The sequence below is a fragment of the Limosilactobacillus fastidiosus genome (assembly GCF_014145505.1).
In the GTDB taxonomy this organism is placed as follows: domain Bacteria; phylum Bacillota; class Bacilli; order Lactobacillales; family Lactobacillaceae; genus Limosilactobacillus; species Limosilactobacillus fastidiosus.
This window is the reverse complement of record NZ_JACIUZ010000021.1, coordinates 1-10,539: the sequence shown is the minus strand read 5'-3', so window position 1 is coordinate 10,539 and position 10,539 is coordinate 1. Positions and strand designations below refer to the sequence as shown.

The following is a 10,539-nucleotide window of genomic DNA, read 5'->3' as shown; positions in this document are numbered from 1 at the left end:
TGTTTTTGCTTCAAATCGTAATGATTGAAGACCCTACACATTTGATTCGTCGAAACTTTGTTCAGTTTTCAAAGGTCTACTTGCTTAGCTAAGCAGCCAAGCAACGTTAATTATTATAGCACTTACTCATTTTGATGTCAACAGTTAATTTCAAATTATTTTGTTTAATTTGAAAAGCCGAACTCAACAAGCAACTTTTATAATATATCATGCTGTCCCAATTAAGTCAACAACTAATTTCTTTTTTTGAAATTCATTCATTGCCTCGCTGACAACGTTAATTACTATACCTTGTTCTCAATGCTCTGTCAACATATTTTTAAAAAAAGATCTCATAATTCCTTCTTCCATATTATTAAACTTTATAAAAGCCTCTAAATAGCTCTTCACAAAGCTAGCAACGGTTGATAAACTTACTAAGTATTGTGATAAAAAAGGAGTTAGTCAATGATCTCAACACTAATCGATTTCGTTTTACATATTGATAGTCACCTTATTCAAATAGTAAATAACTTTGGTGATTCAACATATCTCATTCTTTTTGCGATTATCTTCATTGAAACTGGTGCAGTAATTCTTCCATTTCTGCCGGGTGATTCATTATTATTTGCTGCAAGTGCATTGGCAGCAAATCTACAATATCATCTTAGCATTTGGATATTTCTCTTTGTCTTCTTAGCAGCTTGTATGCTTGGCGATTCATTAAACTTCTATATCGGTCACCGAATTGGTAAAAGCTTATCTAATCATTCGTTATTCGGAAAATTAATTGATAAAGATAGTCTCGAAAAAGCTGAACATTTTTTTGAAAAGCATGGAGCACCAGCAATTATTCTCGCCCGTTACATGCCGATAATTAGAACGTTTGCCCCGTTTGCTGCTGCTGGATCTGGTTTTCCCTATAGAAAATTCATCCGTTATAGTGCTATCGGTTGTATTTCTTGGGTTGTACTCTGTTGCACAGCCGGCTACTTCTTTGGTAATCTTCCTTTCGTTCAGGAGCATTTTTCTGTAATCATCATCGCTATTATCATCGTTACATTGATTCCAGCTGTTGTTAGCTACCTAAAAGCAAAATTCACCACGAAGTAACCTTCGCTTGTTGGTCACTCTAAACCCAATAAGGATCAAAATACTAATTGCAAACCAAATACAAAATAGCTTTAAAAAGAAATTTGGCGGCATCGCATTAATAATTGGGTCAGTAGATGGATTAAAAATCCAATTACTATCCCTAAACATTAAACGATGAAATGCAATAAACGCTCTATTAAAATCAATTACTACTAGTCCTACCATTACTAACAACGTAAAACATAGATAATCAATAAGCGAAATCAACAAGTATAGTTGATTTCGCTTTTTTTCGTACCTGTCATTTATAATAATCGTTCCCCAACTAGTAACACATAACACTTCATTAGCAATCAACAGATGACGAATCATTCTAAAATGTGCAATCGCACTATTACTAATTGGTAAGTGCTGAAAGGCAAGGTGATAAATTCCTGGAACTTGAAGATATATCAATAGTCGGTGATAGTTAATTATCACATTCTCCCAATCTATTCCCCTTTCAAAAGGATAAAGTAAAAAAATAGATACATTAGTTGCAACTATTATTGCAATCGAAGTTGCCGCTAGAAAATATTCTAATACTAACAAGATGCTTTTTATTGTTACCTTCACTATTCAACCTTCCATTTATCTAAACTATCGACCTGATGAGTAGGTTGTATTTTTTCTTTACTGACTTCCTCTCTTGTAGATAGTCCTGAGTATACTAATAAACTATCAATGCCGAAATTAATAGCCGCCTTAACATCCGTATTATAGTTATCACCCACCATTACAACTTGCTCTTTAGTAAGGCCACTTTTTTTCAAGGCCATCTCCATAATAATTTTCTCCGGCTTACCAACCATAATTGGTTTCTTTTGGGTAGCATATTCAACAAGCTTAATCAACGAGCCAGCTCCAGGGACCATCCCCCGTTGATTAGGCAAATTACTATCAGAGTTAGTCCCAATAAAAGTTGCCCCAGCTCTAATAAGTAGAACGGCAGTCGCTAACTTGTCATAGGTTACTTTTGAATCTAATCCAACAACTACATAATCTGGTTTTTCCGCAGTAATCTTAAATTGGCAATTTGTTAGTGCATCCCGCAATCCACTTTCGCCAACAACATATACTCTGCGCTTTTCACCAGCAATCTGATCTAAATAATCAGCCGTTGCCAGTGCAGTTGTATAAACATTCTCACTTTTTACGTTAATCTCGTGATTAGTAATTAAATTATTCGCAACAAATTCTGGTGAACGTGTACTATTATTGGTCACAAACAATACTTTCTTTTTAGCATCTTGAAGTCGTTTAATGAATCTTGGAGCTGCTGGTATTCGTTTTGTTCCTTTATACATTGTCCCATCAAGATCAATGAAGTAGCCTTGATATTTACTTTTCATTCTGATTCCTCTTTACTCGTTGGTGGATAACAAATTTTTGCTGGTGATTACCAGCCTTAACCCTTTTTGCTGATTGGTGGTGTCGTTTTCGTGGTTCTGGCTGATGAAGTTGCCGCCGTCGCTCTTTAATTACTGGTGAACGTCCTTTGCGATGACGTCGGCTACGACGTTTAGGCAAACGAACGTCACAATTTTGAACAATAAAATATGGACATCCAAAATTACAATCCTCGAATAAGTAATCTTCAATTGTATCAATTCCTTGTTCTGGTCGAAACAGTGGATTTCCGGGATCGTAAAATCCCTTTAATCGCAGCTGATCATATCCCCAATCGCCAACAATATAATCATACTTATTCAAAATATTACTAAAGCGAGCAGCTAATTGCTCACCATCAAACCCATCACGATAATTTTTTAGTAACTTGTATTGATGACCATTTAAAAGAAAATTATTCCCGCTTTGTGCTTCATAATGGTATAAATCAACCCGTTGTTCTTCACGTTGATTGATATATTCTTGAATTTTCGTTCGATTCAACCACTTCACCCCAGTTCCTATTCGTATTATTTAGTTAACATCATACCATGATCCTAAGCACGTTTTGTAAAATCATCTGCTTTACCATTTACAATTTTCTCTATTTGGGAAAATCTTAGTGGCGCTCCAAATGAAACCCTTTCTGGTAATAAATAGTCAATTTCCGGCGAATCAATTCCCACATTAATATTTTCTTTTGCCGGAACTGCATAATGGTGAATATGTCCATGCAAATTAATAATTTGTGGTGCAATTCCTAACATCATAGGATAGTGTGTTAAATAATATTGACAGTGATCATACTTTAATAACACGCCAACATCATGAAAGGAAAATTTAGGTTTTCCTTCAAAGAAATAATTATTCTTCGCTAAGTATTTAAACAATCCTCGGTTATCATGATTTCCCTTGATTAAGACTAGGTGGCCATTTAACGAGTTAAGAATTTCAAAAATCTTTTCATATGCCTTTGATTGAGGTTTAGCAAAATAAACAGCAATATCACCAAGATGATATACAGTATCGTTTTCACCAACTAGTTCATTCCAATTCTGAACAATTTCCTGATCCATTTGCTCAACCGTCAGGAATGGTCGTGGTGCAAACTTATCAATTCCTAACAGGTGCTCATCCAAAAAGTGAGTATCAGCCGTAACAAATTGCATTTTCTTCACCCCTTATCTTTAATTTAAATAAAAAGAAACCGGTAGCTAAGTGAGTATCATTTCTCCCTTAGCTACCGATTTTATAATAAATTACTTACTTTGTTTCTTCAAGCGTTCAATATCACGAACAATCATCAATTCCTCGTTAGTTGGAATTAATAGCGTCTTAATCTTTGCATCTGGTGTAGAAAGATCACGTTCCACCCCATGGCAGTTGTTCTTTTCCTGATCAATCTTAATACCAAAGTAAGCTAGCTTATCTGTAACCATCTTCCGAATTGGAACACTGTTTTCACCAACACCCGCAGTGAAGACAATTGCATCTGCGCCACCCATTTCAGCAATATAGGCGCCAACATAACGAACAATCCGGTTTACATAAATATCAAGAGTTAGTTGTGCACGCTTATCACCCTTATCGGCAGCAGCAAGAATATCACGCATATCCGGAGAAATGCCAGAAATCCCTTTAATTCCAGATTCGTGGTTTAAAATATCAATCATTTCTGAAGAAGTCTTACCAAGCTTTTCTTGAATAAAAGTAACTAAGGATGGATCAACATCCCCTGAACGGGTTGCCATTGTAATGCCGGCTAGTGGAGAGAATCCCATCGAAGTATCATAGGACTTTCCCCCTTTGACAGCAGTAATGGAAGCTCCTGCACCAATATGCATTGTAATTAACTTTAAATCCTTCAATGGCTTACCAAGCATTTCAGCCGCACGCGTAGCGACATAACGGTGACTAGTACCGTGAGCGCCATACTTCCGTGCACCATACTTTTCATACCATTCATAAGGAACACTGTAGAGTGCGTTCATCTTTGGCATATCCACATGGAAAGAAGTATCGAATACGGCAACAGCAAACGCATTGGGTAGGACCTTCCGAAATTCCTTAATCCCAACCAATTCAGCTGGATCATGTAATGGCGCATATTCAGCTAAACTATCAATCTTTGCAATTACATCATCGTTAATTACTGCAGAATCTTTAAAGTATTCACCACCAGCAACTACCCGGTGACCAACTGCAGTAATTTCATCGTAACTCTTAACAATATCAAGATTAATTAATTGATCAAGCAAATATTTAACAGCGATCCCGTGATCAGCAAAAGCACGTTCTTCTTCATGCTTTTGACCATCACCATACTTAATCTTTGCGTGGCCCATTTCTTCGCCAATTCGTTCAATTGTTCCTTCAGCAACAACATCTTCACTTGGCATATCAAATAACTTAAATTTTAGCGTTGAACTTCCGGCATTAACTGCAATTGTCTTTGACATCTGATAACGTCCCCTTTATTTATTAATATTTGTTGTAACCCAATCATTAATTTCCTGCATAAAACTGGCAAACTTATTTTTATCCTTGAAAGATGGAAATTCACCAAGGAGAACCTTGGCAGCTTGTTTACTATCTCCTCCATGTCGCTGCAACAATAAAATCGACTTTTGTGCAGCCGGATTAGCAAATAGTTCAGCTGGTAAATTAACGAATCCTTGGAGGTAAGCAACAGAATGGACCCACTTAATAAACCCTTCTGCTTCCTTAGTTTGGAACAAACTACTTGGAACAAGGAAAACACCAAATTTCCCTGGCTTTAGATAATTCATCGATTGTTCAATTAACAAGTGATGAACAAATGAATGTCCCTCTTTTGCACGAGTTTGATAGTCTTTAGTATTATTATCAAGCGGGTAATAACCAATTGGTAAATCACTAACTGCCAAATCACATTGTGGGATATCCAGAGCGCTGATGGAATCTTGATGGAACAAGTCAACATTAGCGTGCTGCAATGCAACATTCACGCTTGCCACACTTAACATCGAATCATCATTATCGATCCCAAAGCCTTGAATATTTTCGTGTTCATCTTTATCGAGCTGATTAATTACGGTAGTTAATAAGTTAGCCGTACCAACCGCAGGATCAAAAATTGTCTTAATCTTAGTATTTTTAGTTACCTTTTCAATCAAGAATGCCATCAAAAGACCAATTGTATCTGGTGTCATTTGATGATTTGCCTGAATGGCATCTTTTCGAATAACCTTTAAAAAGCTCAATTGAATTAATTGACGAATTGCTTCCGCATTAACATTTTTAAGATCAAGTTGCTTATAGATTTTCGCTAACTTTTCTTGAGTTTCTTTATCAGGAACACCGTCTTCTACACGAACAGTATTATTATCAATAATGTTCTCCGCGTTTTCTAACATTGCATCTAAGTATGAACTATTTAATGCAGATTGTAAAAGCATCGTTCCCTGATCAAACAACTCAAACAACTTTTGAACTGATTGTTGTGACAATATGGTCACCTCCATTACATTACAATCATCCATCTTTAAGTTTAACGATTATGTCTATTAAATTCAAGGTAACGCTTTACAACCGAACATTATTTAATGGTTTTTTTCCAGATTCACCCTCTAAATTGGGAACTTTTTCTCTTGAATTATCATTTAACTTATCGAGATTTTGTCTAATTTGACTTTGAAATTTTAACATTAATTCATGATTAACCATTGATTGCTGTTTTTGATACCGAAATTCAAAAACTACTACCCCGGCCGAAAGAGTCAATAAAATTAAGCTAATTAGCAGAGCGTATCCTGGACGAGTCTTTATTTGTTGTTTTCTCATAAAACTTAACCACCCCAATTAATTTTTGACCGTTTTTTCGTTCCGCTTGAATTTTGACTCGTGAACCAGCTAATTCATTAAACATTACTGTTCCAGACTTAATATCACTAAAAAGTAGCATATAACCACCCCGATTAGCCCGACTTAAGTAGAGTCGATCTGTTCCATAAAGCTCATAAGTTAATCCAGAAGAACGACTAATTAACTGTAACTTTTGGTTTGAAACCTTTTCAAGCATGAATCGATGATCCTGAGACTCTAGCTCTGTAAGACAAATATACCAATCAAGAGGCCTTTCTAAAGACTTAGTAGTAGTCGATTTAATGACCCTAATTTGAAGAGAAAGCAATAATGTTATAAGAGACATAATAATTAGCACGATTAGGCATTCTACTAAAGTAAAAGCTCTTTTAATCATCTTCTTACCTCAAAAATTGGCTGACGATATCGATAAACGTTTACACCCTTTCGAGAAGCAACCGCACTAAATTCATTTTGTTTAATAAATACTGGTCGGTTAGTTGCAACCAGTTCATCAGTTGCCTCCTTAGCCATTCGGCTTGCTACTAAATTTACTTGCTGCCGTTTACTTTGCTGGATTAAGCATTCATGACTAACAAGGGTAAACGTAATACTAAGTGAAATAATTGTGAGGGCAATAAGGCTATCCGCCAAAATAAATGCTTTATCTTTACCTTGTTTCAATTCGATATCCTCCCCAAGCAAGCTGGATCCGCATTAAATATGTTGTGCCGTTAATTGACGATTGAAACTCTTGAGTACGGGGTTTTGTATAACCATTTTCATGCATTTCAAAGTCATCAAACTTTCTTACCAATAGTGTTTCTGGAACAGTTAACCTCTTTTTTACTGGTTGGTAGTGTTCAAGCCAAGCAAATTCAATTTGGTAACTTGATGAATCAAATGTTACTGCTGTTTCAATATGTCTAGTTTTAGAACGAACCTGAGCTGCTTGCCATTCCTGACGAAAATCATTCCAAAATTCGTGTTCAGCCACTACTTGTCGACTCCGACTAAGACTAGGGAACGAAAAGGTTACGATTAAAGCGGTTAATACTAAAACAATAATTGTTTCGAGAATAGTAAAACCACAGCGTTTCACCGTTTGATAACCTTCCCATCCACAATTACAATATGTTGTTCATGAGCTTTTTTAACTTGAGCAGCTGTTAGATACTTTGCCTCCCTCAACTCTTCTAAGCTAACATTTTCTTTACCACCATCATTTTCATACTCATCAACTTGTGTCTGAACCACGGATACCATCGCATCGCGATGAATGCGCTTGGCACTTTTTCGCTGCGCGGTTAGATTAGGTAAAATAATTAAAATTAACAGACTAATAATGAATAAAACAATTGACATTTCTAGTAAGGTAAATGCTTCACGCTTTTTTAACAAATTAGATCACCCCCTGCATTGAATCGTAAATCGGTAATAGCAATCGCAAGTAAAGACCGATAATAACTAAGGCTATTACCCCAAAGACGACTGGTTGAATAAGCATTAATAGTCGCTCTATTCGTTTAGTAAGTCGTTGAAATAAAATGTTAGCCAATGCGGTTAAATCCTGTCCTAAGTTTGATAATGTTGATCCCTTTTCCACAATTATCCTGAGTTCATCTGGCAAGAAATGTACATCATGAAAAATGGTCTCTAATTTTTGTCCTTGATTTACAGCATCTTTGGTAATTTTCCCCAATAACGACAAGAAACTTTGTTTTTGATTTTCCTCAATAATTGAACAAATCTCCTTAATCGTTAAGCCATGACGAATCATCATCGCCAAGTTAGTCACAACATAATAGCCATAGTATAACCGATAGCACTTTCCAATTATTGGTAACGAACAAAGAGCGTTTATTTTCTGTAACTGATTTAACCTTACCCAGCGTAATACCGTTAGACATCCTAATACGAAAAAGCTACCACCAAAATAAGCAAACATTTCAAGCAAATAATAATTTTCAGAACTTTCATGATTTCCTCCTTGCCACTGAGAAAGCTCTGGGAAAACAAAGAACTTTAACGCCACCATTAACCCCACTAATAAGAAGATTAAAATTAATGGATATTGTAACAACGTCATTAACTTTTGTCGTTGTTTTTCCTGAAGAACCATCAATTTTCCAACTTCCTGTAAACACTCTTCCAAACTGCCGTGTCGTTCTGCAAGGAGGAGTTGATAATACAAATTTGGTTTAATATAAGGCTTTAGGCAATCTGCAAATGTTTTTCCCTCACCCATAGCAATATTAATTTTGTGAAAAATTAACTGGTGCCTTTTTAAAATAGTTCCCGAAAACTCAACCGCATGACGGAGAGAAAAACCACTTCGTAATAAATCAGCAATTAATAGTAGCCATTCAGCTTGATCATGGTGACGAAACTTAACCATTCTTGAATTTTTCGTAATTTGCCAACGATAATTGCCGTTCTCGATATAACTTTTCAACTTGTCGTTGCCATTCATTACTCATCCCCCGATTTTTTCCTTCCTCAACTGCAACTAATAACTCTTCTCCCATTAATAAATCAAATAAGAGGGCCGTTCCGTTATAAAGGGGCAATAATCTCTGATAGCAAATTCCTGTCAAACACTGCTGAAGATAATATTTTTCAACCTCTAATTGGCGCATTCTTGCAATTACACCAAAAGCATTTGTGGCGTGGACAGTCGCTAATACCAAGTGCCCGCTTAAGGCCGCCTGTACTGCTAAGTTTGCCGTTTTATTATCACGAATTTCACCAATAATAAAATCATCTGGTCGATGACGCAAACCAACTTTTAGCAGTTCTTGGTATCCCATTCCAGCCTTATCATTAACCTGCAACTGTAAAAAATTAGCTTCTTCAATCTCTACTGGATCTTCAATTGTCATTACAAGTTCTTTGCTAGCTAATCCTTTCGCTAACTGGTACATGGTTGTTGTTTTTCCTGATCCCATCGGTCCGGCAAATAAAATCAATCCCCGCTGATGAGTTAATTTGGTAATTTTCTCCCATTGTTCGGGCAAGTTTAATCGGTACTCAAGCTCTGCTAAAGAGTAAATAAAACGAATGACCATTGATTCCTGCGAACGAAAATTACCAACAGTCGATAAACGTAAATCAACTGTTGTCTTATTATTGGTGTGCCACTTCAGTGCTCCAATTTGTGGTCGACGATGTTCACTAACAGTCATATTCCCCCGATATTTAAAATAGGTAATCATTTGTTGACCAACCTCAGCAGATAATTCAGTAACGCACCTTTTTTCTCCTTGAACACAAGTTAAAAGACGGTACTTATCTTGGTACGGAAGAATAAAGAGATCTGAACTTCGGTCTTTAATCGCCTCTTCTATCAACTTACGGAATCTTTCCATTTCTTCACCTCCAATATAAAAGAACGTAATTGAGGGTAAATTCTATTTTTAAAATCATAACCACCCGTGAAACGGGTGGTTTGTTCTTCGGCTAAAAGCCGATAAGAGAAGCCAGCGTCTCAAGGCGCTGGCTTTTCCTTCGTCCAAGCCAAAATGCTCTGACTACTTCGCTACTGCTTTAAGCAGTGTTAGTATTACTTCACCTTACCCTTAAAAGGGTCCGAGTATTCTATCGTTGTTAATTTATCGACTACCATATCATGTTTCTCTTGATCACGAATATATTTCTTGATGGTGGACTCATTTAATCCTACTGTGCTGACATAATAACCTTCTGCCCAAAAATGTCGATTGCCAAATTTATACTTTAAATTGGCATGATGATCAAACATCATCAATGCACTTTTTCCTTTCAAATATCCCATAAATTGCGAAACGCTTAACTTCGGTGGAATACTTACTAATAAGTGAACATGATCAGGCATCAAATGTCCTTCAATAATCTTTACTCCTTTATACTGACATAGTAATCTAATATAATCTCGTAAATCTTTCCGATATTGATTGTAAATTATTTTCCGTCTATACTTTGGAATGAATACGATGTGATACTTACATAACCACTTCGTATGGGCTAAACTATTTAGTTTATTAGCCATATTAATTAAACCTCTTTTCCCTTATTTGATTTTGGCTTGAACACCTACATCTTAAGGCAAAAGAGGTCTTTATTTATATAATCTTATCCCCCACCCGCAAAGCAGGTGGTTTTTTGTTTCGCATACTCACTCCGTTCGCATGCTCAACTAGGCCTAAAGGCATTAAT

15 protein-coding genes and 1 pseudogene are annotated in these 10,539 nt (G+C 36.2%); 1 reads left to right on the top strand and 15 read right to left on the bottom strand.

The window, feature by feature from the left end; genetic code table 11:
• Positions 1 to 450 precede the first annotated feature (450 nt).
• Positions 451 to 1,092, top strand: coding sequence for a VTT domain-containing protein (locus tag H5R64_RS02340; RefSeq protein WP_182580308.1), 642 nt, complete (start codon positions 451 to 453; stop codon positions 1,090 to 1,092).
• Here H5R64_RS02340 and H5R64_RS02335 read toward each other — a convergent pair.
• From H5R64_RS02335 to tnpA, 15 genes and pseudogenes are all read right to left on the bottom strand, one after another.
• The gene (locus H5R64_RS02335) at positions 1,066 to 1,689 is read right to left on the bottom strand and encodes a TIGR01906 family membrane protein (protein WP_182580283.1); all 624 of its coding nucleotides are present in this window, start codon (positions 1,687 to 1,689) and stop codon (positions 1,066 to 1,068) included. The genes H5R64_RS02340 and H5R64_RS02335 overlap by 27 nt on opposite strands.
• Positions 1,689 to 2,465 carry a TIGR01457 family HAD-type hydrolase gene (locus tag H5R64_RS02330; RefSeq protein ID WP_182580285.1) on the bottom strand — a complete coding sequence of 259 codons (777 nt, stop codon included), beginning with the start codon at positions 2,463 to 2,465 and terminating at the stop codon, positions 1,689 to 1,691. The genes H5R64_RS02335 and H5R64_RS02330 overlap by 1 nt, the downstream gene beginning before the upstream one ends.
• Positions 2,455 to 3,006, bottom strand: a complete 552-nt coding sequence (locus tag H5R64_RS02325; RefSeq protein WP_182580287.1) for a YutD family protein — start codon at positions 3,004 to 3,006, stop codon at positions 2,455 to 2,457. Before H5R64_RS02325 ends, H5R64_RS02330 begins: the two co-directional genes overlap by 11 nt.
• Positions 3,007 to 3,059: 53 nt before the next feature.
• Positions 3,060 to 3,671: a metallophosphoesterase gene (locus H5R64_RS02320; RefSeq protein WP_182582687.1), complete on the bottom strand. Its 612-nt coding sequence runs from the start codon at positions 3,669 to 3,671 to the stop codon at positions 3,060 to 3,062.
• Between the two features lie 90 nt (positions 3,672 to 3,761).
• Positions 3,762 to 4,961, bottom strand: a complete 1,200-nt coding sequence (locus tag H5R64_RS02315) for an acetate/propionate family kinase (protein ID WP_182580291.1) — start codon at positions 4,959 to 4,961, stop codon at positions 3,762 to 3,764.
• A gap of 15 nt (positions 4,962 to 4,976) precedes the next feature.
• Entirely contained in the window at positions 4,977 to 6,005 is a 1,029-nt protein-coding gene (locus tag H5R64_RS02310) for a class I SAM-dependent methyltransferase (protein WP_325064701.1), read from the bottom strand.
• Positions 6,006 to 6,066: 61 nt separating this feature from the next.
• Positions 6,067 to 6,324, bottom strand: a complete 258-nt coding sequence (locus H5R64_RS02305) for a hypothetical protein (RefSeq protein ID WP_182582685.1) — start codon at positions 6,322 to 6,324, stop codon at positions 6,067 to 6,069.
• Positions 6,275 to 6,562, bottom strand: coding sequence for a hypothetical protein (locus H5R64_RS08600; RefSeq protein WP_231797902.1), 288 nt, complete (start codon positions 6,560 to 6,562; stop codon positions 6,275 to 6,277). Before H5R64_RS08600 ends, H5R64_RS02305 begins: the two co-directional genes overlap by 50 nt.
• 111 nt (positions 6,563 to 6,673) lie before the next feature.
• Positions 6,674 to 6,742: pseudogene (locus H5R64_RS08700) on the bottom strand (prepilin-type N-terminal cleavage/methylation domain-containing protein); the annotation flags it as partial.
• A complete protein-coding gene (locus H5R64_RS02295) occupies positions 6,739 to 7,029 on the bottom strand; it encodes a type II secretion system protein (RefSeq protein ID WP_182580297.1) in 291 nt (96 codons plus the stop codon). The gene H5R64_RS02295 and the pseudogene H5R64_RS08700, both read right to left, overlap by 4 nt.
• Complete coding sequence (locus tag H5R64_RS02290; RefSeq protein WP_182580299.1) at positions 7,016 to 7,447, bottom strand: type II secretion system protein; 432 nt, start codon at positions 7,445 to 7,447, stop codon at positions 7,016 to 7,018. The genes H5R64_RS02295 and H5R64_RS02290 overlap by 14 nt, the downstream gene beginning before the upstream one ends.
• Entirely contained in the window at positions 7,444 to 7,746 is a 303-nt protein-coding gene (comGC, locus tag H5R64_RS02285; protein WP_182580301.1) for a competence type IV pilus major pilin ComGC, read from the bottom strand. Before comGC ends, H5R64_RS02290 begins: the two co-directional genes overlap by 4 nt.
• A 1-nt stretch (position 7,747) precedes the next feature.
• Complete coding sequence (gene comGB / locus H5R64_RS02280; protein WP_182580302.1) at positions 7,748 to 8,818, bottom strand: competence type IV pilus assembly protein ComGB; 1,071 nt, start codon at positions 8,816 to 8,818, stop codon at positions 7,748 to 7,750.
• A complete protein-coding gene (gene comGA / locus H5R64_RS02275; protein WP_182580304.1) occupies positions 8,736 to 9,713 on the bottom strand; it encodes a competence type IV pilus ATPase ComGA in 978 nt (325 codons plus the stop codon). Before comGA ends, comGB begins: the two co-directional genes overlap by 83 nt.
• 194 nt (positions 9,714 to 9,907) lie before the next feature.
• Positions 9,908 to 10,372, bottom strand: a complete 465-nt coding sequence (tnpA, locus tag H5R64_RS02270) for an IS200/IS605 family transposase (RefSeq protein ID WP_182580307.1) — start codon at positions 10,370 to 10,372, stop codon at positions 9,908 to 9,910.
• Between the last annotated feature and the right edge of the window lie 167 nt (positions 10,373 to 10,539).

Excerpts from the sequence above, each read along its gene's own strand:
- H5R64_RS02330 (WP_182580285.1), bottom strand. The coding sequence starts at position 2,465 with ATGAAAAGTAAATATCAAGGCTACTTCATTGATCTTGATGGGACAATG.
- H5R64_RS02320 (WP_182582687.1), bottom strand. The coding sequence starts at position 3,671 with ATGCAATTTGTTACGGCTGATACTCACTTTTTGGATGAGCACCTGTTA.
- H5R64_RS02315 (WP_182580291.1), bottom strand. The coding sequence starts at position 4,961 with ATGTCAAAGACAATTGCAGTTAATGCCGGAAGTTCAACGCTAAAATTT.
- H5R64_RS02310 (WP_325064701.1), bottom strand. The coding sequence starts at position 6,005 with ATGGAGGTGACCATATTGTCACAACAATCAGTTCAAAAGTTGTTTGAG.
- H5R64_RS02305 (WP_182582685.1), bottom strand. The coding sequence starts at position 6,324 with ATGAGAAAACAACAAATAAAGACTCGTCCAGGATACGCTCTGCTAATT.
- H5R64_RS08600 (WP_231797902.1), bottom strand. The coding sequence starts at position 6,562 with ATGCTTGAAAAGGTTTCAAACCAAAAGTTACAGTTAATTAGTCGTTCT.
- comGB (WP_182580302.1), bottom strand. The coding sequence starts at position 8,818 with ATGAATGGCAACGACAAGTTGAAAAGTTATATCGAGAACGGCAATTAT.
- comGA (WP_182580304.1), bottom strand. The coding sequence starts at position 9,713 with ATGGAAAGATTCCGTAAGTTGATAGAAGAGGCGATTAAAGACCGAAGT.
- tnpA (WP_182580307.1), bottom strand. The coding sequence starts at position 10,372 with ATGGCTAATAAACTAAATAGTTTAGCCCATACGAAGTGGTTATGTAAG.